Raw genomic sequence first — 26,394 nt, 5'->3', positions numbered from 1 at the left:
CACTACAGAAACACTATCAATTGACTTTTATATAAGAGTGACGCATATTTTAGGGCACGAATTATCAAGACTTTTGGAGGACGTTTTCTATGCCAGCCCGTGACTATCCCGACAAGCGAGTTGCCCGTGGTTTAGCAAAGGAGGCCGATCTCAGGATGTTGAGCGCCCGCATTGAGCCTGAGCTGATGGAATACATCAGAATCACCGCCTTTGAGACGCGTAAAAGCAAGCAGGAGATTGTGGCAGAAGCGTTAGCGCTTCACAGACAGCAAAGTCAATGCGGAGTCTGATCGAGCAAAGTCTGGAGGTGTCCTTCCGACTTTGCCCATGCCGTGATTAACCCATCAGAGCATTCAGTTTTTCAAGTGCTTCAGGCGGCAATTGCACCTCTCCCGCCGCAAGGTTTTGCCGCAGATGCGCCACGGATGAAGTACCGGGGATCAGCAGGATGTTCGGCGACCGTTGCAACAGCCATGCAAGCGCAACCTGCATCGCCGTTGCGCCCAGGGAATCCGCGACGGCCTGCAGGCCGGTAGATTGCAGTGGCGTAAAGCCTCCCAGTGGGAAGAACGGCACATACGCAATCCCCTGCTGCGCCAGTAAATCTACCAGCGCATCGTCGCCGCGGTTCACAATGTTGTACATGTTCTGCACGCAGACGACCTGCACCATCTTCCGCGCTTCCGCCACCTGCGTGGCCGTGACGTTACTCAGGCCAATGTGGCGCACCAGGCCTTGCTGCTGTAATTCTGCGAGGGTGGAAAGCGGTTCAGCAATCGATCCCTCCGCAGGGCCGTGTGCGCTAAACATGATCCGCAGATTCACCACGTCCAGCACATCCAGCTTCAGATTACGCAGGTTGTCATGCACCGCCTGAGTCAGTTCCTGCGCGGAAAAAGCGGGCAGCCAGGCCCCTTTGTCATCACGGCGGGCGCCGATCTTGGTGACGAGGGTGAGATCGTCCCGGTAAGGATGAAGCGCCTCGCGGATCAGCTGGTTCGTCACATGCGGACCATAAAAATCGCTGGTATCAATATGGTTCACGCCCGCCGCCACGGCTTCGCGCAGCACGTCCAACGCGGCTTGTTTATCCTTCGGCGGGCCAAACACGCCCGGCCCGGCAAGCTGCATCGCCCCGTAGCCCAGTCGTTTAACCGTTCGCGTTCCGAGCGCGTACGTCCCGCTTTTATCAATGCTGCTCATATTAACCTTCCTCATCAAAATGATCCGGATTTACAACAGGTTCCTGACCGAAGCCCTAAGTTAAGCGCGAGTTAAATTAAAGTTTAAATTCTATACGACGATAGTATTGGTGTACCTCTGCATCTTTTCTAACGGACGACCGCTATGCTGAAAAATCTGCACGTGATTACCGGAATTATCTTTGCCCTCACCATATTCTGTCTGCTGCAAGTTGTCACGGGAGGGTTGTTCTACTCTGCCGTCAGCAACGATCGCCATAACTTCCAGAACTCCGGCGTGCTGAATGCCCAGCAGGAAAGCCTGAGCGACAGCGTGAACACGCTGGTGAAAACGCGCGTCACCGTCACCCGCGTGGCAATTCGCTACCTGAAAAACCAGCGCGATCCGGCATCCCTTGCCGCAATTAACAAACTGCTCGGCACCGCAGGCGACTCTCTGGCTAAAGCGGAAACCTATAACAAAGAATGGCAGAAAATGCCGCAGGTTAACGGCCAGAATGCGGCGTTAACCGACGAGATGCAGAAATCCTGGAATCAGATGCATGAAGTGATGCGTTTGTCGATTGAGTATCTGCGTGCCGACAACTATCAGGCCTATGGCGATCTGGACGCTCAGCAGGCTCAGGACGATATGGAAGCGGTCTACAACCGCTGGCGCGCCGAAAACAACACGCTGCTGAAAGCGGCAACCGAAGAGAACCAGAGCAGCTTCACCCAGATGCAGTGGACGCTGGCAGCTATTTTCCTGGCCGTTATTGCCGTTCTGGTGGTGATCTGGCAGGGTTTACAGCACCTGCTGTTAAAACCGCTCAACGCCATCATGAACCATATTCGCGCCATTGCCGGAGGCGACCTGACGCAGAATATCGCCCTCTCTGGCCGCAATGAAATGGGTCAGCTGGCCGCCGGCCTGCATGAGATGCAGCAATCGCTGGTAACCACCGTCAGCGCCGTGCGCGGTAGCACCGATTCCATCTACACCGGCGCGGGTGAAATTGCCGCAGGGAGCAACGATCTCTCCGCCCGCACCGAAGAGCAGGCTGCCTCGCTCGAAGAAACTGCCGCCAGCATGGAAGAGCTGACCGCGACGGTTAAACAGAACTCCGATAACGCCCGTCAGGCGACGTTGCTGGCGAAGAACGCCTCTGAAACAGCGGCTCGCGGCGGCCACGTCGTGGATAACGTGGTTCGCACCATGAACGAAATTGCCAACAGTTCGCAGCAAATCGCCCATATTACCGGCGTGATTGATAGCATTGCGTTCCAGACCAACATTCTGGCGCTTAACGCCGCGGTGGAAGCCGCGCGCGCCGGCGAGCAAGGCCGCGGGTTTGCGGTTGTCGCCGGTGAAGTCCGTACGCTGGCCAGCCGCAGCGCGCAGGCGGCGAAAGAGATTAAAGGGCTTATCGAGAACTCCGTCAGCCGGGTGAACACCGGTTCTGAGCAGGTCAGCGAGGCTGGCACCACCATGAAGGAGATTGTCGCCGCCGTCACCCGCGTGACCGATATCATGGGCGAGATTTCGTCCGCGTCCGACGAGCAGAGCCGCGGTATTGAGCAGGTGAGCCTCGCCGTGTCGCAGATGGACAGCGTGACGCAGCAAAACGCCGCGCTGGTGCAGCAGTCCGCCACGGCGGCAGCGGCGCTGGAAGACCAGTCCGAACAGCTGCGCCAGGCCGTGGCCGCGTTTCGCCTGAACGGTAAAGTCAACGCCACCGCCCCGCGCCCGGCCAACGTTAAAACGCCGCAGCTGCTGCGTCCGGCAACGGCAACCGCCACCCCCGACAGTAACTGGGAAACGTTTTAAGCCTCAGGCGGGCGAAGATATCGCCCGCTAGCGGCTGCGCTTGGCGTGCCGCTCCCAGTTGTCCTGTTTTGCTTCATCGGATTTTCGCAGGGAAACATAGCATGCCCCGCTGCCGCCGTGATGCGGCAGCGCCACGCAGAAAGCCTGCACTTCCTCGAACTCGGTTAACCAGCGAGCAAGATAGCTGCGCACCACATTAGGGTGCGAATTCTGCTCGCGCCCTTTCCCGTGAATGACGATCAGGTTACGTAGTCCGTCACGACTGGCCTGACGAATAAAGGAATACAGCATCTGGCGGCAGCGTTCAGCAGGCTGGCGCAACAGATTCAGGCTGGCCTGTCGGGAGTATTTACCCGAACGCAGCTTATCAATAACGCCCTGCTGAACGCCTTCGCGCTGAAAAGCCAGCGGCTCGTCAAGGGGCAATAGCTCAAGGAAACCCAGGGTCAGAAAGTTGTCGAGCTGTTCGGTATCGATGTCCTGGCGAGCCCGGGTATTACGGCTTTGCTGCCAGTGGATATCGGTGCAGCGCTTCAGGGGCTGGACATCCTCCATGGCGTCAAGAAAAAGAGATTTGTCGTCAGGGTTCATGGAAATCCTCCGGCTACATCTGAGAGACGTACTATACCCATAGAGGATAACGGGCTCAATGACAAACGGGTACATGGAGAAGAGCGGTTTAATTACCGGGGAAGCCATATTTTAAAAGCGCTAAACATATTTGCGGAATGATTATCTTTAACAAGGCTTAACTAAAATTTTACGACACTTAAAATTCAAATTTAAGTTAAAATTTTGTGAATTCAATCAGTAAACACGCTGTCATTTTCCGGCGCGTATGCTATATATAAAAAACCTGCTGTAAGGGAAAAAAGCAAAGTGGGCTTGCGAAAGGAAGCACTGCTGTGTGTTCATGGGCCTGACGATGTCGGCAGGCCCAGTTTTTTTCGCTGCTATTTATAACGATTTATTGCATGCTGTTTTGTCAAAGTCAACGTAGCGTACATCCCCCTTGACATACATGGTAAATTCTTGCCTGACCAGTTTGTCTTTCCACTGACAGAAAGAACCATCATTTTTTACTTTTTTGATAAGTATATCTCTATTGTATAACTGCGCCTGGCGGGTTGGCCAGATACTGGCATTTAAAATAAAGGTATTATGCAAAATATATTTTGTATAGGGGAAATTAGCGCGAACGTTGCTCGCCTGACGTAGCCAGACACGATCTTTCGCGTAATATGGTGCAACCAAAAATATTTTCTCAGGCAATGTATCATTGACCGGGTAGTTTAAAATTACGTCAAGCAACCGATCTTCATACTGATATTGTGCCAGAATAGCGCCGGTAATCGCCGCATTAAGGCTTGCCATCAACGTAAAGAAAATTACCCAGCCCACGCAAAGATATTTAAGCATTATCTTCGGCAGATAAAGCAATGGGAAGAACCAAATAAGCATCACGAACTGGTTCCCCGCCATCGCCCTTCCCGCATAAAGAGGAGCACGCAACAGTGCCTGGGGTAGCAACGCCATCAGCAGTCCAAGCACGCAGGATAACAAATAGATCGTTAGACAGAGCCATCTGTTACGCTGAATACGCGTTGCCGCCACGATCACACCCGCGATGGAAAACATAAATAATATGATGAGAACCACTCCGGCCGTACCGTAAAATGGCGAAAAAAACACATCCAGAAGATACCGGAGATGAGTAGAAACCTGCGCAGGGAAAATAATACTCAGCGTCAGCATTTTGCTGTGAATTAATACGTACTCCCTTAGCGGCAGCAGCAGAATAAATACTTTATACGTAACAAATCCAGCAAATAACGTAATGATGACATTCCCGGCGTGCTGCCGCGTGGCAAGACTTAAGGTTCCGGTGTCAAAAAACTCTTTTAACAGAAAAACCGCGATAATCAAAAACGAGGCAACCAGGAAAAGCTGATAAAAACAGAGAGAAAGAAAATAGCAGCCATAGAAGAACAGATAGCCGCGCCAGTTACGTTTACCAATAAATGGAAGCGCAGTCAGAAGCAATGCGGCTCCCATTGACACTGAGTCAAAGCTGTACTGGATACAATGAATAAACCAGGGAGAGAAGACGACCGTCAGGCAGACCAGAAAACCGCTCCATGTCGCTTCCTTGATGATTCTTTGATAGACAATCCACGCTACGCTCGCCACGCACATAGCGCTAATGAGTTTGGTTAACGGTGCAAGGTTAATAGCCACAACGTCGGTTGAACGACCGATCCACCCGGAGAGCAAGCGAATGAGGATTTCCGCGGCCGGACGACCGCTGTCAGCATATTCACCTAAACCTGTGAATTCGTACCTGCCGTAACCTAATGCATTACGCCCAATATCATCATTGAACAGATAGGTTTGGCTCAGAGCGGGGAAAAAATAAATAAAAGCACAAAGTGCGAATAACCCCAACATTGCCGCATTATTTTTTAACATCATCACACCCTTCACTTCCTTGCTTAAGAATATAACGCGGGCGACCTTTTACCTCGATAAAAATCCTGCCGATATATTCACCCAGTACACCAATACTGACTAGCTGCACGCCGCCAATAAATAAAATCGCCACCATTAATGATGGATAGCCTGGGACATCATTTCCCCAGATGAGTTTATCGATAATCATCCATAGAGCGTAAGTCATAGAAAGGGTGGCGATAAAAAAACCCAGGTAAGTCCATAGCTGGAGCGGAAAAATGGAAAATGAGGTAATGCCTTCCACCGCCAGCCTCCATAATTTCCAACCGTTGAATTTGCTGATCCCCGTACGGCGGGGATCACGGGAATAAGCCACAACCGTGGTTTTTCCTCCTGTCCACGAAAGCAAGCCTTTCATAAAAAGCGTTCTTTCTGGTAATTGAAGAATCGCGTTTACCGTCTCACGTGACAGGAGCCTGAAATCGCCAACGTTCTCCACAATGCCTGGTGAGCTAATTTGATTATGTGCTCGATAAAACCACTGTGCCGTTTTTCGTTTTAGCCAGGTATCACATCGGCGATCGATGCGCTGGGCAAGCACGGTATCAAACCCGTCCTGCCAGCGCGAAATAAGCGCAGGTATGACGTGAACAGGATCCTGTAAATCTACATCAACAGGGATCACCGCGTCGCCCGTTGCCGCCCGCAACCCGGCCAACAGTGCAGCCTCTTTGCCAAAGTTACGGCTAAACTCGACAAGACGAACGCTGCCGGGAAACGTTTCCCGGCGGATCGCCTGGACAGTATTATCGCGACTACCGTCGTCGACAAAAATCAGTTCAAGCGAGTAATGAGCCAGGAGGGGCTCGCATCGCAGCGCGTTGAAAAACAGTGGAATAGCCTGTTCCTCATTAAAAACGGGAATCACAAGTGAGATAACCATATTCAATCCCTGAATATAAAACGTTTAGAAAGTAAAAAGCCGAGCACCATGCTGACAGAAGAGAACGTGAGTAACGTGAATAAAGCGGGAAGTCCGGCAACCTCCGCCAGCTTGCCCGTCAACCACGCCAGACACGCCATCGCCATGACAAAAAGCAGATATTTATGTAAGGTCCTTTTTTTTTTGAACGTCCAGGTAGCGTTAGCAACAAAACTAAATGATGCCGCAACAAAAAAAGCAGTTACGTTAGCCAGGCTTTGCGAAAATGAAAATAAAAAAAAGGTCAGGAGAAATACAGCGGCATGAATAGCGGTATTCAGCACACCGACGGAGACAAACCGAATGAATAAATATAAGGACGCACGCATAATTAATCCCAGACACAATTATCCATAGTATATGCTAACGCCTTCGGAAATTATTCCTCCTGCATGTAAATATAATCTGAAAAACTACCCCTCTTGTTCCCTCGCAACATCTTGAACATCCCGAAATTTCCCGACATGATAATGGCTTTGGTTATTCAGGTATCGCTTATGCTAACGCTATTGCAGGAATTGATCCCCACGCCGCTGGGGCCGCTATGGGTCATATGTGATGAACAGTACCGCTTAAGAGCTGTAGAGTGGCAAGAGCACAGCGATCGCATGGAGGTGCTGCTCGCCATCCATTACAGTAAAGAAGGCTATCAGCGCCGGAATGCGGTTAACCCGGGGGGGTTGTGCGATAAGCTCAGCGCCTATTTCGAAGGCGATCTCAGCATCATTGATACTCTGCCAACCGCCACAGCAGGCACGCCTTTTCAGCGGGAAGTGTGGCAGGCGCTGCGGTCGATTCCGTGCGGGCAGGTCATGCATTATGGTCAGCTCGCGGAGCAGCTAGGTCGCGCGGGCGCCGCACGCGCGGTGGGTGCTGCCAATGGCTCCAACCCTGTCAGCATTGTGGTTCCCTGCCATCGGGTCATCGGCCGCAACGGCACCATGACCGGCTATGCCGGCGGCGTGCAGCGAAAAGAGTGGTTGCTGCGTCACGAAGGGTATCTCTTACTCTAGTTCCCAGGCTTTTTGTGCTTAATTTTCTACCGGTTAGACTAAAAATCCATAATCAAGCTGTGGAATTTCAAGAAGATGGCGACACAATGTCGCCACTTGTCCTTATTGAGGGTTTGTCAGGCTTACGTACTTACCAAAAAGATGTTAAAATTGACCAATATCAATTAAGGCTTGAGCAAACCTATGATCCCGGAAAAGCGAATTATACGACGCATTCAGTCTGGCGGTTGTGCTATCCATTGCCAGGATTGCAGCATCAGCCAGCTCTGTATCCCGTTTACCCTGAATGAGCATGAACTCGATCAGCTTGATAACATCATCGAGCGCAAAAAGCCTATTCAGAAAGGGCAGACGCTGTTTAAAGCGGGAGACGAACTGAAATCGCTCTATGCAATCCGTTCTGGCACCATCAAGAGCTACACCATCACCGAACAGGGTGACGAGCAGATCACCGGCTTCCATCTGGCTGGCGATCTGGTGGGCTTTGATGCCATCGGCACTGGCCACCACCCGAGCTTTGCTCAGGCACTCGAAACCTCGATGGTTTGCGAAATCCCGTTTGAAACCCTGGACGATCTGTCCGGCAAGATGCCTAATCTGCGTCAGCAGATGATGCGTCTGATGAGCGGTGAGATCAAAGGCGATCAGGACATGATTCTGCTGCTTTCCAAAAAGAATGCAGAAGAGCGCCTGGCCGCGTTTATCTATAACCTCTCCCGCCGCTTCGCCGAGCGCGGTTTCTCGCCGCGTGAGTTCCGTCTGACTATGACCCGTGGCGATATCGGTAACTACCTGGGCCTGACCGTGGAAACCATCAGCCGTCTGCTGGGCCGTTTCCAGAAGAGCGGTATGCTGGCCGTTAAGGGTAAATACATCACTATCGAAAACGGTGAAGCGCTGGCCGTTCTTGCCGGGCACGCCCGCAACGTGGCATAACTCTCCGCATGCTGATAACCAGACTGATAAATTCACGTGATTTATTGGTCTGGTATAATCGCCCCCGTTTCAAGACATTTTCACCGTAGCACGTCCCTACACAGCGCCTGAAAGGTTGTCGTTGAGGTTATGAATTGAGAGAAAGTTTGTTTTTCGTTTCAGTCGTGATTGCCTCTGTGACCTTTATCTTCATCTGGATCATGCTTGTCGGCCCAATGAAGGGGGAGGAAAAAACCTACGTTCAGGATTCCACGACCTTTGCGATAGCGGTAATGGTGCTGCTGTTCATTGCGTTTATCGCGGTGACAACCACCGTGCTTTTCCTCTGATAAATTTTCATGAATTATTGATCTGGCAAAAGCTCCCCTCTGTTTCATTCAGGATATATAGGTTACTCTTTTAATTACAGACTGTGGTGACAGTAGTAAGGAGACCTGTATGGCAAAGTATCAAAACATGCTGGTGGCTATCGATCCGAATCAGGACGATCAGCCGGCATTACGACGTGCTGTGTATTTACATCAACGGATTGGTGGCAAAATCAAAGCGTTTTTGCCGATCTATGACTTCTCGTATGAGATGACCACCCTTCTGTCGCCTGACGAGCGCACCGCTATGCGTCAGGGCGTCATCAGCCAGCGTACCGCGTGGATCCGTGAACAGGCGAAGTATTACCTGGAAGCGGGTGTGCCTATTGATATTAAAGTGGTCTGGCATAACCGACCTTTTGAAGCCATTATCCAGGAAGTGGTTGCCGGCGGGCACGACCTGCTGCTGAAGATGGCGCACCAGCACGACAAGCTGGAATCCGTGATCTTCACCCCGACCGACTGGCATTTGCTGCGCAAATGCCCTTGCCCGGTCTGGATGGTGAAAGACCAGCCGTGGCCTGAAGGCGGGAAAGCCGTTGTGGCGGTGAACCTCGCGAGCGAAGAGGATTATCACAATTCGCTCAACGAAAAGCTGGTGAAGGAGACCATCCAGCTTGCTGACCAGGTCAACCACACCGAAGTGCATCTGGTGGGTGCCTATCCGGTTACCCCGATCAATATCGCCATCGAGCTGCCGGAATTTGACCCTAGCGTCTATAACGACGCCATCCGCGGCCAGCATCTGCTGGCGATGAAAGCGCTGCGCCAGAAGTTCAGCATCGACGAAAACATGACGCACGTGGAAAAAGGGCTGCCTGAAGAGGTGATCCCGGATTTAGCCGAGCATCTGCAGGCCGGGATTGTGGTCCTGGGAACCATTGGCCGGACCGGTATTTCTGCCGCTTTCCTCGGCAACACTGCCGAACAGGTGATCGACCATCTGCGCTGCGACCTGCTGGTGATTAAGCCGGATGAGTATCAGACGCCGATTGAGCTGGACGACCCGGAAGACGATTAACGTAATTTAAAAGCCCGCCGCTCCGGCGGGCTTTTCTCATCAGCTCTCCATTACCGGCTTCGGCTGTTCACCTGACTCCTCCTGCATCCACGGCGCGTGCAATACCATGCTGGGCAGCGCCAGCTTAATCTCCTGGGCGTTCAGCCCTTCAAGAATACGGATATTGATCTCCTGCTGGATGTCCATGTATTTGTTGTAATCCGCGGTATTAACAATATGGACGACTTCAAACGTCAGGCGGTCGCGGTCGAATCCGAGAAAATGGGCGCGATCAAATTTTGTCTCACCGACATCGGTAATGATCTGCCTGACCATATCCCCCACGTAGCGGAGCTTATCGGGCGGCGTGTCGCTGGCAACGCCAAAGGTAAAGACGATGCGGCGCGTCTGCATGCGTTTGTAGTTGTGAAGCGTCTGCTGAAGCAAAATGGCGTTGCCGCAGACGATCTGCTCTCCGCTCAGGCTGCGGATACGGGTCGTTTTCAGGCCAATGTGCTCTACCGTCCCCGCCACGTCGTTGAACACCACGAAATCGCCAATTTCGAACGGTTTATCAAAGCCGATAGAAAGCGAGGCAAACACGTCGCTCAGAATCGTTTGTACGGCAAGGGCAATGGCAATACCCCCTACCCCAAGGCTGGCAACCAGAGCAGTGATGTTGACGCCCGCGTTAGCAAGGATAGACAGCAGCATCACTGACCAGACGATGGCACGGAGAATAAGCCCCGTGATCACCAGCGTAACCGGGTTTTTATGGCTTCCCGGCGCCAGCATGACGTGACGAAGCCACGACACGACCCCCTGATCCATCCACAGCGCAACCTGGATGGCGAAGACCAGGAACCAGGCGTGGCTGACGGTGCCAAAAAGATGATCGGGCAGGTCAACGAAACGCAGGCTGAGGAGCAGTGCCACCACAAACAGCAGGAAACGGCTGGTGCGGTTAAGCATATCCGTCAGGATAAAACGCATCCGGTTGGTGGCCGGGTGCTTGTCGCCCCAGGTGGTGATGCCTTTCTTAACGAACGCGATCAGGCGCGTCAGCAGCCAGTACACCAGCAGCGTCACAAAGACAACCGTGGCGGCGCCTATCCAGAATGTCGGCGTCATCATCAACGCGATGAAGTCGAAGCGGGACAGAAATTGCATTACACCTCCTCGTATTACACAAAGGGTAAAGTATAGACAGAGGAGAAAAGCTGACCGCAGAAATAAGAAAACCGCCCCTAAGGGCGGTTTGTCAGGAGAAAGCGAATTACAGCGCTTTCAGAATCGCATCCACGCTGGCCTTGGCGTCGCCAAACAGCATGTGGGTGTTCTCTTTGAAGAACAGCGGGTTCTGTACCCCGGCATAGCCGGTGTTCATGGAACGCTTGAAGACAATGACGTTCTGCGCCTTCCACACTTCCAGAACCGGCATCCCGGCGATTGGGCTACCCGGATCGTCCTGTGCAGCAGGGTTAACGGTGTCGTTGGCGCCAATGACCAGCACGGTGTCGGTGTCGGCGAAATCATCGTTGATCTCATCCATTTCCAGCACGATGTCGTAAGGCACTTTCGCTTCCGCCAGCAGCACGTTCATGTGGCCCGGCAGACGCCCTGCCACCGGATGAATACCAAAGCGAACCTTGATGCCTCGCGCGCGCAGCTTCTCGGTGATTTCCGCCACCGGATACTGCGCCTGTGCCACCGCCATGCCGTAGCCCGGGGTGATGATCACGGAATGCGAGTTTTTCAGCATCTCTGCGGTATCTTCCGCAGAAATTTCACGGTGCTCACCCACTTCTTCATCCGCACTGGAAGAAGACCCATCGGTCCCGAAACCACCGGCGATAACGCTGATGAACGAGCGGTTCATCGCCTTACACATGATGTAAGACAGGATCGCACCGGAAGAACCCACCAGCGCACCGGTGACGATCAGCAGGTCGTTGCTCAGCATAAAGCCCGCCGCCGCCGCTGCCCAACCGGAGTAGGAGTTCAGCATTGAGACAACCACCGGCATATCCGCACCGCCGATGGACGCCACCAGATGCCAGCCGAACGCCAGCGCGATGATGGTCATCACCAGCAACGCCAGCACCTGCAGGCCCACGCTTTCGGTACGCACGAAGACCACCAGCAGCACAAACGACACCACCAGCGCCGCCAGGTTCAGCTTGTGACGGTTAGGCAGCATCAGCGGTTTAGAAGAGATCTTACCGCGCAGCTTGCCGAACGCCACGATAGAACCGGTGAAGGTCACTGCACCGATGAAAATGCCGAGGAACACTTCGGTCAGATGAATGTTGACCAGAATCGGTTCCATGCCCGGTTCGTGATACAGGTAGCTGTTGAAGCCCACCAGCACCGCCGCCAGCCCCACGAAGCTGTGCAGAATCGCCACCAGCTCAGGCATCTCGGTCATTTCAACGCGCTTCGCCAGGCGAATACCAATCGCGCCGCCGATGATCATCGCCACCAGGATCCACGCCACGTTGCCGGTATCCGGCCCGAAGATGGTGGCAATCAGCGCAATCGCCATCCCGGCGATACCAAAGTTATTTCCCTGCTGAGACGTTTCGTGTTTGGAAAGCCCCGCCAGACTGAAAATAAACAGGATTGCAGCAACAATGTATGCGGCTGTGACTAATCCTCCAGACATATGCTACCCCTTAGCCTTTACGAAACATTTTCAGCATGCGCTGAGTCACGGTGAAACCACCGAAAATATTGATACTGGCGATCAGCACCGCGATAAAGCTCAGGAAGCTGATCCAGCCGCCGTGTCCAATCTGCAGTAACGCCCCCACTACGATGATCCCCGAGATGGCGTTAGTGACCGACATCAGCGGCGTATGCAGCGCGTGGGAGACGTTCCACACCACGTAATAACCTACGACGCAGGAGAGTGCGAAGACGGTAAAGTGGCCGAGGAACTCTTTCGGCGCAACGTCAGCCAACCAGCCGAACAGAATGATAACCAGCGCCATGATGGCGTATTTACGCCACGGTGAAGCCGGTTTAGCAGGTTCTTTTGGCTCGGGTGCCGCTTTCTGCGCCGCCTGAGGCTGAGCAGAAACCTGAATAGGCGGCGCAGGCCAGGTAATTTCACCTTCGCGTACCACGGTGACGCCGCGCACCACCACGTCATCAAAATCAACGGTGATGTTGCCGTCTTTCTCTTTGCAAAGCAGCTTCAGCAGGTTAACCAGGTTGGTACCGTACAGCTGGGAAGACTGGGTTGGCAGGCGGCCAGGGAGATCGGTATAGCCGATAACCTTCACGCCGTTAGCGGTCGTGGTCACCTGATTGGCAACGGTATACTCGCAGTTACCGCCGTTTTGCGCCGCCAGGTCGACAATCACGCTGCCCGGCTTCATGGAGTCCACCATCTCGCGGGTGATCAGCTTCGGCGCGGGTTTACCCGGAATAAGCGCGGTGGTAACAATAATGTCGACGTCTTTCGCCTGCGCGGCAAAGAGTTCCATTTCGGCTTTGATAAAGGCTTCTGACATCACCTTCGCATAGCCATCACCGCTGCCCGCTTCTTCCTTAAAGTCCAGCTCAAGGAATTCGGCCCCCATACTCTGAACCTGTTCCTTCACTTCGGGACGGGTGTCGAACGCGCGCACGATAGCGCCCAGGCTGTTTGCCGCACCGATTGCAGCAAGACCCGCCACGCCCGCGCCAATCACCATCACTTTCGCCGGCGGGACTTTCCCCGCCGCGGTGATTTGACCGGTAAAGAAGCGTCCAAATTCGTGAGCGGCTTCGACAATGGCGCGGTAGCCGGCAATGTTTGCCATGGAGCTGAGCGCATCCAGCGACTGCGCGCGCGAAATACGCGGCACGGAGTCCATCGCCATCACGGTCACGCCACGGGCCGCCAGCTTCTCCATCAGTTCAGGATTTTGTGCAGGCCAGACGAAGCTCACCAACGTTGTTCCCGGATTCAGCAGCGCAATCTCGCTCTCTTCCGGCGCGTTGACCTTCAGAATCACGGGAGACTGCCAGACTTCAGCACCGTCCACCACTTCTGCGCCAGCCTGAATAAAGGCCTCGTCATCGAAACTCGCCAGTTTGCCTGCGCCGCTTTCAACCGCGACGGTAAAACCCAGCTTAAGCAGTTGCTCCACCGTTTTCGGTGTTGCCGCTACGCGGGTTTCATTGGCTAACCGTTCTTTTGGTACCCCAATACGCATAGTTTTCCCTTCCATCGGTTTTTGATGATGGTTTGTCGATAAATGCCCGCGGTTTGTATCAATTTTCGCCAGTATGATAGCGACGAGAAATGAGTACCCCCGCAAAATAAAACAGTAACAAACTGTCTATAACCTACTGAAAATAGCGCTTGTGATCTACCGCCAGAAAACACTATTTCTTACTTTATCTGTGAAAAATAAGCGATCGGCGTCACTGACAGTGATATTTACCTTAAATTCATCGCCAGAACCGATAAATCGCGCAAGCGAAGCGGTAAAAACATGATATAGCGCCATAAGAGAACAAGTTATTAACATTAAATTAACTTGTAAAAGTCATATGCTTTATCAGTTTTGCTTGTCAAACGCCTGTTTTTTCAACATATCACTAAATGTTATCGAATTCGGTAATTCAGTGAGCACAGGCTGTGAAAAATGGCGCAGACAGCGACGGGTTTTAAATGCCATAATCGGGACCGTCTCAAATAAACAACAATACCAGTACATGGTTTGCGCAAGGCGAAGGATTATTTTTATGAAGCTTAAGAACACACTCCTGGCGTCCGCACTTCTCTGTGCGACCGCCCTGTCTGCGAATGCCGCAACAGAGTTAACGCCGGAGCAAGCGGCAGCATTAAAACCTTTTGACCATACGGTCATTGTGGGTCGTTATAATTCTATTGGCGATGCCGTCGCCGCCGCATCAAAAGCCGCTGATAAAAACGGGGCGGCCTCGTTTTACGTTGTTGACCAGTCCGATTACGGCAACAGCGGTAACCAGCGCGTGACCATTGCGCTATATAAAGATAATGCGCCAAAGGCTGACGCACCGAAAAACCGCGTGATCAACGGTATCGTTGAGCTGCCGAAAGATCAGGCCATTGAGCTGGAACCTTACGACACCGTTACCGTTCAGGGCTTCTATCGCAGCCAGCCTGAAGTGAACGATGCCATCACCAAAGCCGCAAAAGAGAAAGGTGCCTACTCTTTCTATATCGTGCGTCAGGTGGATGCTAACCAGGGTGGCAACCAGCGCATTACCGCATTCATCTACAAAGAAGATGCGAAAAAACGCGTTCTGCAGAGCCCGGATGCCATCCCTGCGGATTCTGAAGCGGGTCGCGCGGCGATAGCCAAAGGCGGCGAAGAAGCGAAGAAAGTTGAAATTCCAGGCGTCGCGACCTCTGCGGCGCCAAGCGCTGAAGTGGGCCGTTTCTTTGAAACACAATCCACGAAAGGTGGCCGCTACTCCGTTACGCTGCCGGACGGCTCTAAAATTGAAGAGCTGAACAAAGCCACTGCCGCGCAAATGGTGCCGTTCGACAGCATCAAGTTCACCGGCAACTACGGCAATATGACGGAAGTCTCCTACCAGGTCGCGAAGCGTGCGGCGAAGAAAGGGGCGAAGTATTACCACATCACCCGCCAGTGGCAGGAACGTGGCAACAACGTGACCATCAGCGCCGATCTGTACAAGTAACAAAATCGTTGACGAAAGGCGGCGCAATGCCGCCTTTTTTTGTTACTTTTTTCGAATTTCTGCCACACATCATTGCATGCTTTCGTTACACTCCGTAAAATCCCGCGCCTTAGTGTGATCCACCATTTTTATGCGCCTTAGCGAAATAATTATTCTGGATTGGGACTTTTCATAACAGGAAGCCAATGGAAAAGAAACTTGGCCTGAGTGCTCTGACTGCACTCGTTTTAAGCTCAATGCTGGGTGCGGGCGTATTCAGTTTACCGCAGAACATGGCGGCCGTTGCAAGCCCTGCCGCCCTGCTCATTGGCTGGGGCATTACCGGTGTCGGGATATTGCTGCTGGCATTCGCCATGCTGCTGCTGACCCGCGTTCGCCCGGATCTGGACGGCGGCATTTTCACCTATGCACGTGAAGGTTTTGGCGAGCTGATTGGCTTCTGCTCCGCCTGGGGCTACTGGCTGTGCGCGGTCATCGCCAACGTCTCTTATCTGGTGATTGTCTTCTCGGCGCTCAGTTTCTTTACCGATACCCCTGAGCTGCGCCTGTTTGGCGACGGCAATACCTGGCAGTCTATCGTCGGCGCCTCGGCGCTGCTGTGGATTGTTCACTGGCTGATTTTGCGCGGCGTCCAGACCGCCGCCAGCATCAACCTGGTAGCGACGCTGGCGAAACTGGTGCCGCTTGGCCTGTTCATCGTGCTGGCCTTCATTGCGTTCCGTCTCGACGTGTTTACGCTTGATTTCAGCGGAATTGCGCTTGGCGTTCCGGTCTGGGAACAGGTGAAAAACACGATGCTGATTACCCTGTGGGTGTTTATCGGCGTTGAAGGCGCGGTGGTGGTTTCTGCCCGCGCGCGTAATAAACGCGATGTGGGCCGCGCCACGCTGCTGGCCGTCCTGGCGGCGCTGGGCGTGTATCTGCTGGTAACGCTGCTGTCGCTGGGCGTGGTGGCGCGTCCTGAACTGGCCGAAATGCGTAACCCGTCGATGGCAGGCCTGATGGTGAAAATGCTCGGCCCCTGGGGCGACGTGGTGATTGCCGCAGGGCTGATCGTCTCCGTCTGCGGCGCTTACCTGAGCTGGACCATCATGGCGGCTGAAGTGCCGTTCCTGGCCGCGACGCACAAGGCGTTTCCACGCCTGTTTGCCCGACAAAACAAAAATAATGCACCATCAGCCTCACTCTGGCTGACCAACATCAGCGTTCAGGTCTGCCTGGTGCTGATCTGGCTCACAGGTTCAGACTATAACACCCTGCTGACCATCGCCTCCGAGATGATTCTGGTACCCTATTTCTTAGTGGGTGCGTATTTGTTAAAAATCGCCACGCGTCCGGCGCACTATGTCGTGGGCGTTGGGGCCTGTATTTACGGCCTGTGGTTGTTGTATGCTTCCGGGCCGATGCATCTGCTGCTGTCGGTAGTGCTGTATGCGCCGGGCCTGCTGGTATTTATCTACGCCCGCCGCACGCATCAGCTGGAGAACGCGCTGAAACGCCGTGAAATGGCCTTAATCGGGCTGTTACTGGTTGCTGCCGTACCGGCAACCTGGATGTTAATGGGATAGCACAGTCTTTCCCATTGTTGAACTGTAAAGGAGAATACGATGGGAAATGCACCGCTTCGCCCAATATTGATCACCGGTGGAGGCCGCCGTATCGGCCTCGCCCTCGCCCATCACTTTCTCAACCTTCGCCATCCGGTCATTGTCAGCTACCGTACGGAATACCCGTCGATTGAGGGGTTGCGCAAAGCCGGAGCGGTTTGCATTCAGGCTGATTTTTCCACCGATGAAGGCATCCTGGCCTTTGCGGAGCAGGTGAAATCCACCGCGACGGGGCTGCGCGCTGTGATCCATAACGCCAGCGCCTGGTGTGCAGAGAAGCCCGGCACGTCCCTCAGCGATACGCTATCCGCCATGCTGCAGATCCACGTCAACGCCCCTTATCTGCTTAACCACGCCCTGCAGGATCTGCTGCGCGGTCACGGCCATGCGGCGGGTGACATTATCCACTTCACCGATTATGTGGTTGAGCGCGGCAGCGACAAGCACATCGCTTATGCGGCCAGTAAAGCCGCGCTGGACAACATGACGCGCTCCTTTGCCCGCAAGCTTGCGCCCGAGGTGAAGGTGAACGCCATCGCCCCGGCGATGATTTTGTTTAACGAAAACGATGATGCGGAGTACCGCCAGCAGGCGCTGAATAAGTCGCTGATGAAAATTGCCCCAGGCGAGAAAGAGGTGATCGACCTTGTGGATTACCTCCTCACCAGCTGCTATGTCACCGGCAGAACCTTTGCCGTGGACGGTGGACGCCCGCTGCGCTAGTGAAAGCGGCTCCAGAAGGATATTAACATCCAGGCGCTGAGTGCCCAGCAGATCACCGCCCCGCCCAGCGCCAGGGGAAGCCGCAGAAAACCGGTGAAATACCACAGAGAAAGCAGGTAGAGAAAATATGGGATGATCGACCACATGCCAAACACAATGGTCGTACGTAACGCCTCCGTGCCCCGTTCAGAAGCCACAATATAGTGGGCAATCAGCGCGAAGGTCGGGAACAGCGGGATCAGCCCGGCAATATAGTAGTTTTTGGTTTTTGCCAGAATGCCAATCAATAACACCACCAGCGCCCCCAGCGCGGCTTTGATCACCAGCCCCATATTTTTCCCTATAACAATCAAGTAACAATAGACGTCAGAATAACGGAAGCGGCGTTAATTTTGAAAGATTAATGGAAGGTTAAGGTTCCGCGGTGTATGTTGGCTTTTTTCACGAAAACAGACGTTGTATGAATAAGATTGTTTATGTTGAAGACGAACCCGAAGTCGGGCAATTGATCGCCGCCTATCTGGGTAAACATGATATGGACGTCATTGTTGAGCCTCGCGGCGATCGTGCCGAAGAGGTGGTCGTCCGTGAAAATCCGGATTTAGTGCTGCTGGACATCATGCTGCCAGGCAAAGACGGCATGACGCTCTGCCGTGACCTGCGCGCCCGCTGGGACGGCCCTATCGTTCTGCTCACCTCACTGGACAGCGATATGAACCATATTCTGTCGCTGGAGATGGGCGCCAATGATTACATTCTGAAGACCACACCGCCTGCCGTCCTGCTGGCCCGCCTGCGCCTGCATTTGCGCCAGCACGCCAGTATCGAACGCGAAGCGCCCGCACCGTCTCTGACGCCTCACAAAGCGATGCGCTTCGGTACGCTGTCTATTGACCCGGTTAACCGCCAGGTCCTGCTTTCCGGCGAGCTTATCGCCCTCTCCACCGCAGACTTTGACCTGCTTTGGGAGCTGGCAACGCATGCCGGGCAAATCATGGACCGCGACGCGCTGCTGAAAAACCTCCGTGGCGTGAGCTATGACGGAATGGATCGCAGCGTTGACGTAGCGATTTCGCGTCTGCGCAAAAAATTGCAGGATAACGCCACCGAGCCCTACCGCATTAAAACCGTGCGTAATAAGGGGTATCTGTTTGCCCCGCACGCCTGGGAAACCTGATAAAAGATAACGTGCGCGAAATGAAGGCATTACCCGTCGATGTCCCCTTTTTCGCGCGTTAGTTTGCCAGTTTGCGCAACAATTAACTTGATAAGCCCGCGAACTAATCCATAATTAACATTCCTACATTCTTTTCTTAAAGCCTCACCGGGCCGGCTATAAACCCACACCTTTTCAGCACATTTCTCCCATAAAATCTTGAAATGAGGATTTAAGCCCATGAACTATGTATAGCTACCACGAAGTCGAAGCCATCAAAACCAATCTTGAATGGATTGTTAATCAGGCTGCGCTTAGCCATTCCTCCCTCTCACGCGCCGATCAAAAAGCGCTCATTGATCTCCTTGAACTCATCCAGTTTTACGAAATTCTTCTGGATTTAATTAACGAATTTGGGACCGCCGTGATTGAACCGCACATTGCGGAAGGCCTGGCCGTAACGGAAACACTCATCGCCAGGTTAAAAAACAGCGCGAAAGCCATGTAACACGCTTCACAGACATGAAAATATCGACGGGTTTTCATGTATATTCTGCACAAAGCGTTTTTTCGGTGAGATCCAATGAAAAAGCTGTTTGTGCAGTTTTATCTTTTGCTGTTTGTCTGCTTCCTGGTGATGACCATGCTGGTCGGGCTGGTCTATAAGTTCACCGCCGAACGTGCGGGCAGGCAGTCGCTGGACGATCTGATGAAAAGCTCGCTGTATCTGATGCGCAGCGAGCTGAGAGAGATCCCGCCGCACGACTGGGCAAAAACCCTCAAAGAGCTCGATCTGAACCTGTCATTTGATTTACGCATCGAGCCGTTAAAAGATTTCGATTTGGATACACCCGCGATGCAGCGCCTGCGCGACGGGGATATCGTCGCGCTGGATGAGAAATACACCTTTATCCAGCGCATCCCGCGCAGCCATTACGTGCTGGCCGTCGGGCCGGTGCCCTATCTCTATTATCTGCACCAGATGCGTCTGCTGGATATGGCGCTGATGGCCTTTATCGCCATTTCACTCGCGTTTCCGGTCTTTATCTGGATGCGCCCCCACTGGCAGGACATGCTGAAGCTGGAGTCCGCCGCGCAGCGTTTTGGCGAGGGGCATTTTACCGAGCGCATTCACTTCGACAGCGGTTCCAGCTTTGAGCGTCTTGGCGTGGCCTTTAACCAGATGGCTGATAACATCAATGCCCTGATCGCCAGTAAAAAGCAGCTGATCGACGGAATTGCGCACGAGCTGCGCACGCCGCTGGTTCGCCTGCGCTACCGTCTGGAGATGAGCGAAAATCTGACGGAAGCGGAGTCTCAGGCCCTGAACCGCGACATTGGCCAGCTTGAAGCGCTGATTGAGGAGCTTCTGACCTACGCGCGTCTCGATCGTCCGCAGAACGAGCTAAACCTCAGCACGCCGGACCTGCCCGCCTGGCTGCAAACCCACATTGATGATGTTCAGAGCGTAAACCCGCAGCGCACGCTGTTGACGCGCGTCACGCCGGGTGATTACGGCGCGCTCGATATGCGCCTGATGGAGCGCGTGCTGGACAACCTGATGAACAACGCCATGCGCTACAGCGAGAGTACGCTCCAGATTGGCCTGGATTTGCAGGGCAACCGGGCCAGCCTGACGGTGGAGGACGACGGACCGGGAATTGCCCCGGAAGCGCGAGAAACCGTGTTTGAACCGTTTGTCCGCCTCGACCCCAGCCGCGATCGCGCCACCGGTGGATGCGGCCTGGGGCTGGCAATTGTTTACTCAATCGCGCAGGCGATGGGGGGCACGGTGCATTGCGAGGAGAGCGAGCTCGGCGGCGCGCGCTTCTGTTTTAGCTGGCCGGTGTACCATAACATCGCCCTTCCCGTTCCTGCCTGACCTCACCAGCACGCTGGCCTGACCCGGCGTGCTGTGCTATATGATAAGTATGTTGTAACTAATGAGGGTATTTATGGCAACTTACGATCTCATCGAACGGCTGAACAGCACGTTTCGGGAAATAGAACATGAGCTACTGACCCTGACCGAGCGCTTGCAGGCCTGCCGTCTGCTGGCCGCGCGCGTCTTTACCCTGCCCGATGTGGCTAAAGGGGCCGAGCACGATCCGCTGGATGCCATCGAGGTCGAACAGCACATCTGCAATGCCGCTCTTGAACGGGCACTGAAGCACTATCGTCGCCTGTTTATCCAGCAGCAGTCAGAAAACCGCAGCAGTAAGGCCGCCGTGCGCCTGCCGGGCGTCATCTGTCTGCAAACCGATGCGATAACGCGTGAAGCGCTGGAAAGCCAGATTACGCATATCAACACCCTAAAAGCGGCCTTTGAAAAGATCATCACCGAAGAGTCCGGCCTCGCGCCTGCCGCGCGGTTTGAGTGGGTGCACCGCCAGCTTCCGGGGCTGATTACTCTGAATGCCTACCGAACCCTGACGGTACTGCGTCACCCCGCCACGCTGCGCTTCGGCTGGGCGAATAAACACATCATTAAAAACTTCACCCGGGATGAGATTCTGGCGCAGCTGGAAAAAAGCCTGAAGACGCCGCGCACCGTCGCGCCGTGGTCGCGTGAACAGTGGATTGAGCGCCTGGAGCAGGAGTACCACAGCATCGCCTCGCTTCCGGCGGATACGCGCCTCAAGATAAAGCGGCCGGTGAAGGTGCAGCCTATCGCCCGAGTCTGGTATTCCGGTCAGCAAAAGCAGGTGCAGTATGCCTGCCCGACGCCGCTGATTGCGCTTTACGATGCCGACCAGGGCGCGGTGGTGCCCGATATTGGGGAACTGCTGAATTACGATGCTGAAAATGTTCAGCACCGTTACAGACCTCAGGCGCAGCCGCTACAGCTGATTATTCCGCGGCTGCACCTGTACGTGGCGGGATGATTATTTCAGGCTGCCGACCATCGCTTCCGGACGAACCCAGGCGTCAAACTCCGCCTCCGTGAGATAGCCCAGCGCCAGGGCGGAGGCTTTCAGCGTCAGCCCCTCTTTATGCGCTTTTTTAGCGATCTCCGCGGCTTTGTCATAGCCGATATGGGTATTGAGTGCAGTCACCAGCATCAGGGATTCATTGAGCAACTGGCTGATACGTTCGCGGTTAGGCTCAATCCCTACCGCACAGTGTTCGTTAAAGCTCTCCATCCCGTCCGCCAGCAGACGAACAGATTGCAGCACGTTGTGGATCACCATCGGGCGATAGACGTTCAGCTCAAAGTTGCCGGACGCTCCGCCCATGTTGACGGCCACGTCGTTGCCCATCACCTGACAACAGAGCATGGTCATGGCTTCGCACTGGGTCGGGTTCACTTTACCCGGCATGATAGAGCTGCCCGGCTCGTTTTCCGGAATGCTGATTTCGCCGATGCCGCAGCGCGGACCGGAAGCCAGCCAGCGCACGTCGTTGGCAATTTTCATCAGCGAGGCCGCCAGCCCCTTCAGCGCGCCGTGGGTATGGACCAGCGCATCGCAGGTCGCCAGCGCTTCGAACTTGTTGGGCGCCGTGACGAACGGCTGTCCGGTAATGCTTGCCAGCTCTTCCGCCACGCGTACCGCGTATTCGGGGTGGGTATTTAACCCGGTGCCGACCGCCGTCCCGCCGAGCGCCAGCTCCGCCAGGTGCGGCAGGCTGTTCTCGATATGCTTCAGATTGTGCTCCAGCATCGCCACCCAGCCGGAAATCTCCTGGCCGAGGGTCAGCGGCGTGGCGTCCTGCAGGTGCGTACGGCCAATTTTGACGATGTCGCGGAAGGCCTGCGCTTTCTCGTTAAGCGTGGATTTCAGCACGTTGAGCTGCGGGATCAGCTGCTCGCGAATGGCGATTACCGCCGCCACGTGCATCGCCGTCGGGAAGACGTCGTTAGAGCTCTGGCTTTTGTTGACGTCATCGTTCGGGTGGACCTTACGCTCCATGCCGCGCACGCCCCCCAGCAGTTCGCTGGCCCGGTTCGCCAGCACTTCGTTCATGTTCATGTTGCTCTGGGTGCCGGAACCGGTCTGCCAGATAGCGAGGGGGAATTCGTCGGGATGCTTGCCCGCCAGCACTTCGTCGGCGGCGTTGATGATAGCGGTGGCTTTATCGGCGTCCAGCAGGCCCAAATCCTGGTTCACTCTCGCGGCGGCGCGTTTGGTGAGCGCCAGCGCCTGAATCAGCGAGACGGGCATTTTTTCGGTCGAAATACGGAAGTGCTCCAGCGAACGCTGGGTTTGCGCGCCCCACAGCTTGTCGGCCGGAACCGCGATTGCGCCCATAGAATCTTTCTCATGGCGTACCGTTGTCATTACTTTCTCCTTGATAACAAAAGAGGGATTGCTCACATGCTTAAGGGATAAGTATTGATGACTTCTGGGAAACGATATGGCGCTTTGTGCGCTCTTTTTGGTGTCGGGTGGCGCTGGCGCCACCCGACAATTTACAGAATTACTTCACGCACGCCGAACACTGGGAGGACTGGATCTGCTTGAAGAAGTCGTTACCTTTGTCATCCACGAGGATAAACGCCGGGAAGTCTTCTACTTCGATTTTCCAGATCGCTTCCATACCCAGCTCAGGGTACTCCACACACTCCAGGCTCTTGATGCTGCCCTGGGCCAGTACCGCCGCCGGGCCGCCGATGCTGCCGAGGTAGAAGCCGCCGTGCTTGTGGCAGGCGTCCGTCACCTGCTGGCTGCGGTTGCCTTTCGCCAGCATGATCATGCTGCCGCCGTTGGCCTGCAGCTGGTCAACGTACGAGTCCATACGCCCTGCCGTGGTCGGGCCTAACGAGCCAGAGGCGTAGCCTTCAGGCGTTTTCGCCGGGCCCGCGTAGTAGATCGGGTGATCTTTAATGTACTGCGGCAGCCCTTCACCGTTGTCCAGACGCTCTTTGAGCTTCGCGTGCGCGATGTCGCGGCCCACGATAATCGTGCCGTTCAGGGAGAGGCGGGTCGAGACCGGGTACTGCGAAAGCTGCGCCAGAATCTCTTTCATCGGACGGTTCAGGTCAACGCGAACCGCTTCACCCTCACCCGCTTTACGCAGCTCTTCCGGGATGTATTTGCCCGGGTTGTTTTCCAGTTTTTCGATCCACACGCCTTCGCGGTTGATCTTGGCCTTGATGTTGCGATCTGCAGAACAGGAGACGCCCATCCCGACCGGACAGGATGCGCCGTGACGCGGCAAACGGATCACGCGTACGTCGTGGGCAAAGTATTTGCCGCCAAACTGCGCGCCGAGGCCCAGATTACGCGCCTCTTCCAGCAGCTCCTGCTCAAGCTGCACGTCGCGGAATGCCTGGCCGTGCTCGTTACCTTCGGTAGGCAGGCCGTCATAGTATTTGGTTGAGGCCAGCTTGACGGTTTTCAGCGTGCTTTCCGCCGAGGTACCGCCGATCACGAAGGCAATATGGTACGGCGGGCACGCCGCGGTGCCGAGGGTGCGCATCTTCTCAACCAGGTAGTTCTTCAGCTTGCCCGGGGTGAGCAGCGCTTTGGTTTCCTGGTAGAGATAGGTTTTGTTGGCTGAGCCGCCGCCTTTGGCGATACAGAGAAATTTGTACTCGTCACCGTCGACGCTGTAGAGATCGATCTGCGCGGGCAGGTTGGTGCCGGTGTTGACCTCTTTGTACATATCCAGCGCCGCGTTTTGCGAATAGCGCAGGTTGTCTTCGGTGTAGGTGTTGTAGACGCCATGCGCCAGCGCCGCTTCATCACCGCCGCCGGTCCAGACGCGCTGGCCTTTTTTACCGACGATGATCGCCGTGCCGGTGTCCTGGCAGGTTGGCAGAATGCCTTTCGCCGCGATGTCTGAGTTACGAAGGAACTGCAGGGCAACGTATTTATCGTTCTCGCTGGCCTGCGGGTCGCTCAGGATATCGGCAACCTGCTGCTGGTGCGCAGGACGGAGCATAAACGAGGCGTCGTGGAAAGCATGCTGCGCCAGCAGCGTCAGCGCCTGCGGATCCACCTTGAGGATCTCTTGTCCTTCAAACTCAGAGACGGAGACGTGATCGCGGGTTAACAGGTAATACTCGGTCTGATCCTTGCTGAGGGGGAAAGGATCCTGATAATGGAAGGGTTTATTCGACATTGTTCTCTCACTTACTGCTTCGGTCTGTTTATTCAGGGCAGATGTTCCGCTGCCCGGCTTAAAAGCGAGTCAGCTTATCCTACACAATTTTTTAACAAAAACTGAGACTAGTACGACTTTTTACATCCACAGGTTACTTCCACGTGGTTTATTGCTTTAATACCCGGAGTTAATTCCACATTTGAATCAGGGCTTGATAATGCAAAAACTCATTAACTCAGTGCAAAACTACGCCTGGGGAAGTAAAACTGCGTTAACGGATCTCTACGGTATCGCGAACCCGAACAACCTGCCGATGGCGGAACTGTGGATGGGGGCGCACCCGAAGAGCAGCTCAAAAATTGAAGACGCCAGCGGCCAGGTTCGCAGCCTGCGTGACGTGATTGATGCCGATAAAGCCGCGCTGCTGGGCGACAAGGTGGCTCAACGCTTCGGCGAATTGCCGTTCCTGTTTAAGGTGCTGTGCGCCGACCAGCCGCTCTCGATCCAGGTTCACCCGAACAAGAAAGCCTCTGAAATTGGCTTCGCGAAAGAGAACGCGGCGGGTATCCCGTTAGACGCCGCAGAGCGTAACTACAAAGATCCTAACCACAAGCCGGAGCTGGTGTTTGCGCTGACCCCGTTCCTGGCGATGAACGCGTTCCGCGAGTTTTCAGAGATTATCTCCCTGCTGCAGCCGGTCGCGGGTGCCAACAAGGCTATCGCCCACTTCCTCGAAAACCCGAACGCAGACGCGCTGAGCCAGCTGTTCGCCAGCCTGCTGAATATGCAGGGTGAAGAGAAATCTCACGCGCTGGCGGTGCTGAAAGCGGCCCTGGACAGCCAGCAGGGTGAGCCGTGGGAGACCATCCGCTTGATTTCCGAATTCTACCCGGACGACAGCGGCCTGTTCTCCCCTCTGCTGCTGAACGTGGTGAAGCTGAACCCGGGCGAAGCGATGTTCCTGTTCGCCGAAACCCCGCACGCCTATCTGCAGGGCGTGGCACTGGAGGTGATGGCCAACTCCGACAACGTGCTGCGCGCGGGTCTGACGCCGAAATACATCGACATCCCTGAGCTGGTTGCCAACGTGAAGTTTGTGGCGAAGCCTGCCGCGGAGCTGCTGACTCAGCCGGTGAAAAACGGCGCAGAGCTGGACTTCCCGATTCCGGTTGAGGATTTTGCGTTTTCTCTGCACGACCTGAGCCAGGCCGAAACCGCCATTGCGCAGGAGAGCGCGGCGATCCTGTTCTGCGTGGAGGGCGAAGCGACGCTGCATAAAGGCGAACAGCGTCTGGTGCTTAAGCCCGGTGAGTCAGCATTCGTTGCAGCCAATGAGTCTCCGGTTAGCGTAAGCGGCGCCGGTCGCCTGGCGCGCGTTTTTAATAAGCTTTAAGCACTTACTGAATTTTTTAACAA

At 54.6% G+C, this 26,394-nt stretch carries 25 protein-coding genes; 14 read left to right on the top strand and 11 right to left on the bottom strand.

The window, feature by feature from the left end:
- Nucleotides 1-89: 89 nt before the first annotated feature.
- On the top strand, nucleotides 90-290 hold the full coding sequence (locus AC4ICF_RS10475) for a hypothetical protein (protein ID WP_192981471.1): 201 nt from the start codon (nucleotides 90-92) through the stop codon (nucleotides 288-290).
- A gap of 46 nt (nucleotides 291-336) precedes the next feature.
- Here the strand turns inward: AC4ICF_RS10475 and AC4ICF_RS10470 are convergent, their stop codons facing one another.
- A complete protein-coding gene (locus AC4ICF_RS10470) occupies nucleotides 337-1,203 on the bottom strand; it encodes an aldo/keto reductase family oxidoreductase (RefSeq protein WP_028012953.1) in 867 nt (288 codons plus the stop codon).
- Nucleotides 1,204-1,347: 144 nt separating this feature from the next.
- Between AC4ICF_RS10470 and tcp the strand changes: the two genes are divergently transcribed.
- Complete coding sequence (tcp, locus tag AC4ICF_RS10465; RefSeq protein ID WP_116340293.1) at nucleotides 1,348-3,009, top strand: methyl-accepting chemotaxis citrate transducer; 1,662 nt, start codon at nucleotides 1,348-1,350, stop codon at nucleotides 3,007-3,009.
- 27 nt (nucleotides 3,010-3,036) lie between these two features.
- On the opposite strand, the gene smrA is transcribed toward tcp, so the two are convergent.
- From smrA to AC4ICF_RS10445, 4 genes are all read right to left on the bottom strand, one after another.
- Nucleotides 3,037-3,600 (bottom strand): DNA endonuclease SmrA, encoded by a 564-nt coding sequence (gene smrA / locus AC4ICF_RS10460; protein WP_116340295.1) that lies wholly within the window; start codon nucleotides 3,598-3,600, stop codon nucleotides 3,037-3,039.
- A 366-nt stretch (nucleotides 3,601-3,966) separates the two neighbouring features.
- Nucleotides 3,967-5,481 carry a glucosyltransferase domain-containing protein gene (locus AC4ICF_RS10455; protein ID WP_316379301.1) on the bottom strand — a complete coding sequence of 505 codons (1,515 nt, stop codon included), beginning with the start codon at nucleotides 5,479-5,481 and terminating at the stop codon, nucleotides 3,967-3,969.
- A complete protein-coding gene (locus tag AC4ICF_RS10450; protein ID WP_269837395.1) occupies nucleotides 5,465-6,403 on the bottom strand; it encodes a glycosyltransferase family 2 protein in 939 nt (312 codons plus the stop codon). Before AC4ICF_RS10450 ends, AC4ICF_RS10455 begins: the two co-directional genes overlap by 17 nt.
- Nucleotides 6,404-6,405: 2 nt before the next feature.
- Nucleotides 6,406-6,771 carry a GtrA family protein gene (locus tag AC4ICF_RS10445; RefSeq protein ID WP_316379002.1) on the bottom strand — a complete coding sequence of 122 codons (366 nt, stop codon included), beginning with the start codon at nucleotides 6,769-6,771 and terminating at the stop codon, nucleotides 6,406-6,408.
- A 168-nt stretch (nucleotides 6,772-6,939) separates the two neighbouring features.
- On the opposite strand from AC4ICF_RS10445, the gene ogt reads away from it, so the two are divergent.
- The 4 genes from ogt to uspE all read left to right on the top strand — a co-directional run bounded on the left by ogt (nucleotide 6,940) and on the right by uspE (nucleotide 9,780).
- Nucleotides 6,940-7,455 carry a methylated-DNA--[protein]-cysteine S-methyltransferase gene (ogt, locus tag AC4ICF_RS10440; RefSeq protein WP_233002432.1) on the top strand — a complete coding sequence of 172 codons (516 nt, stop codon included), beginning with the start codon at nucleotides 6,940-6,942 and terminating at the stop codon, nucleotides 7,453-7,455.
- 183 nt (nucleotides 7,456-7,638) lie between these two features.
- Nucleotides 7,639-8,391 carry a fumarate/nitrate reduction transcriptional regulator Fnr gene (fnr, locus tag AC4ICF_RS10435; protein ID WP_006174991.1) on the top strand — a complete coding sequence of 251 codons (753 nt, stop codon included), beginning with the start codon at nucleotides 7,639-7,641 and terminating at the stop codon, nucleotides 8,389-8,391.
- 146 nt (nucleotides 8,392-8,537) lie between these two features.
- Nucleotides 8,538-8,720 carry a hypothetical protein gene (locus tag AC4ICF_RS10430; RefSeq protein ID WP_014883604.1) on the top strand — a complete coding sequence of 61 codons (183 nt, stop codon included), beginning with the start codon at nucleotides 8,538-8,540 and terminating at the stop codon, nucleotides 8,718-8,720.
- 109 nt (nucleotides 8,721-8,829) lie between these two features.
- Nucleotides 8,830-9,780 carry a universal stress protein UspE gene (gene uspE, locus AC4ICF_RS10425; protein WP_028012944.1) on the top strand — a complete coding sequence of 317 codons (951 nt, stop codon included), beginning with the start codon at nucleotides 8,830-8,832 and terminating at the stop codon, nucleotides 9,778-9,780.
- Nucleotides 9,781-9,819: 39 nt separating this feature from the next.
- Here uspE and AC4ICF_RS10420 read toward each other — a convergent pair whose 3' ends face one another.
- From AC4ICF_RS10420 to pntA, 3 genes are all read right to left on the bottom strand, one after another.
- The gene (locus tag AC4ICF_RS10420; protein WP_316379001.1) at nucleotides 9,820-10,929 is read right to left on the bottom strand and encodes a mechanosensitive ion channel family protein; all 1,110 of its coding nucleotides are present in this window, start codon (nucleotides 10,927-10,929) and stop codon (nucleotides 9,820-9,822) included.
- 106 nt (nucleotides 10,930-11,035) lie between these two features.
- Complete coding sequence (gene pntB / locus AC4ICF_RS10415) at nucleotides 11,036-12,424, bottom strand: Re/Si-specific NAD(P)(+) transhydrogenase subunit beta (RefSeq protein ID WP_163329070.1); 1,389 nt, start codon at nucleotides 12,422-12,424, stop codon at nucleotides 11,036-11,038.
- Nucleotides 12,425-12,434: 10 nt separating this feature from the next.
- Nucleotides 12,435-13,964 (bottom strand): Re/Si-specific NAD(P)(+) transhydrogenase subunit alpha, encoded by a 1,530-nt coding sequence (gene pntA / locus AC4ICF_RS10410; RefSeq protein ID WP_163329068.1) that lies wholly within the window; start codon nucleotides 13,962-13,964, stop codon nucleotides 12,435-12,437.
- Between the two features lie 535 nt (nucleotides 13,965-14,499).
- Between pntA and ydgH the strand changes: the two genes are divergently transcribed.
- The 3 genes from ydgH (at nucleotide 14,500) to folM (ending at nucleotide 17,774) form a co-directional block, all read left to right on the top strand.
- Complete coding sequence (ydgH, locus tag AC4ICF_RS10405; RefSeq protein ID WP_316379000.1) at nucleotides 14,500-15,444, top strand: DUF1471 family protein YdgH; 945 nt, start codon at nucleotides 14,500-14,502, stop codon at nucleotides 15,442-15,444.
- Nucleotides 15,445-15,629: 185 nt separating this feature from the next.
- Nucleotides 15,630-17,012 carry an amino acid permease gene (locus AC4ICF_RS10400; RefSeq protein WP_116340315.1) on the top strand — a complete coding sequence of 461 codons (1,383 nt, stop codon included), beginning with the start codon at nucleotides 15,630-15,632 and terminating at the stop codon, nucleotides 17,010-17,012.
- Between the two features lie 39 nt (nucleotides 17,013-17,051).
- Nucleotides 17,052-17,774, top strand: a complete 723-nt coding sequence (gene folM, locus AC4ICF_RS10395; RefSeq protein WP_061098394.1) for a dihydromonapterin reductase — start codon at nucleotides 17,052-17,054, stop codon at nucleotides 17,772-17,774.
- Here folM and AC4ICF_RS10390 read toward each other — a convergent pair.
- Nucleotides 17,771-18,106, bottom strand: coding sequence for a GlpM family protein (locus AC4ICF_RS10390; protein ID WP_316378999.1), 336 nt, complete (start codon nucleotides 18,104-18,106; stop codon nucleotides 17,771-17,773). The genes folM and AC4ICF_RS10390 overlap by 4 nt on opposite strands.
- A gap of 128 nt (nucleotides 18,107-18,234) precedes the next feature.
- Here AC4ICF_RS10390 and rstA point away from each other — a divergent pair, with 128 nt between their 5' ends.
- The 4 genes from rstA to tus all read left to right on the top strand — a co-directional run bounded on the left by rstA (nucleotide 18,235) and on the right by tus (nucleotide 21,815).
- A complete protein-coding gene (gene rstA, locus AC4ICF_RS10385) occupies nucleotides 18,235-18,951 on the top strand; it encodes a two-component system response regulator RstA (protein ID WP_116340319.1) in 717 nt (238 codons plus the stop codon).
- Between the two features lie 226 nt (nucleotides 18,952-19,177).
- On the top strand, nucleotides 19,178-19,438 hold the full coding sequence (locus AC4ICF_RS10380) for a hypothetical protein (protein ID WP_316378998.1): 261 nt from the start codon (nucleotides 19,178-19,180) through the stop codon (nucleotides 19,436-19,438).
- A 75-nt stretch (nucleotides 19,439-19,513) separates the two neighbouring features.
- Complete coding sequence (gene rstB, locus AC4ICF_RS10375) at nucleotides 19,514-20,812, top strand: two-component system sensor histidine kinase RstB (protein WP_316378997.1); 1,299 nt, start codon at nucleotides 19,514-19,516, stop codon at nucleotides 20,810-20,812.
- Nucleotides 20,813-20,885: 73 nt separating this feature from the next.
- Nucleotides 20,886-21,815: a DNA replication terminus site-binding protein gene (gene tus, locus AC4ICF_RS10370; RefSeq protein WP_316378996.1), complete on the top strand. Its 930-nt coding sequence runs from the start codon at nucleotides 20,886-20,888 to the stop codon at nucleotides 21,813-21,815.
- Here tus and fumC read toward each other — a convergent pair whose 3' ends face one another.
- Nucleotides 21,816-23,210, bottom strand: coding sequence for a class II fumarate hydratase (fumC, locus tag AC4ICF_RS10365; protein WP_316378995.1), 1,395 nt, complete (start codon nucleotides 23,208-23,210; stop codon nucleotides 21,816-21,818).
- Between the two features lie 139 nt (nucleotides 23,211-23,349).
- Nucleotides 23,350-24,996, bottom strand: a complete 1,647-nt coding sequence (gene fumA, locus AC4ICF_RS10360) for a class I fumarate hydratase FumA (RefSeq protein WP_061715401.1) — start codon at nucleotides 24,994-24,996, stop codon at nucleotides 23,350-23,352.
- A 199-nt stretch (nucleotides 24,997-25,195) separates the two neighbouring features.
- Between fumA and manA the strand changes: the two genes are divergently transcribed.
- A complete protein-coding gene (manA, locus tag AC4ICF_RS10355) occupies nucleotides 25,196-26,371 on the top strand; it encodes a mannose-6-phosphate isomerase (protein ID WP_316378994.1) in 1,176 nt (391 codons plus the stop codon).
- Nucleotides 26,372-26,394 lie beyond the last annotated feature (23 nt).

The organism is Enterobacter sp. ECC_219_Taxon_10, assembly GCF_058354905.1.
Note: the sequence above shows the minus strand (reverse complement) of the source record. Positions and strands in the feature narration are given on the sequence as shown.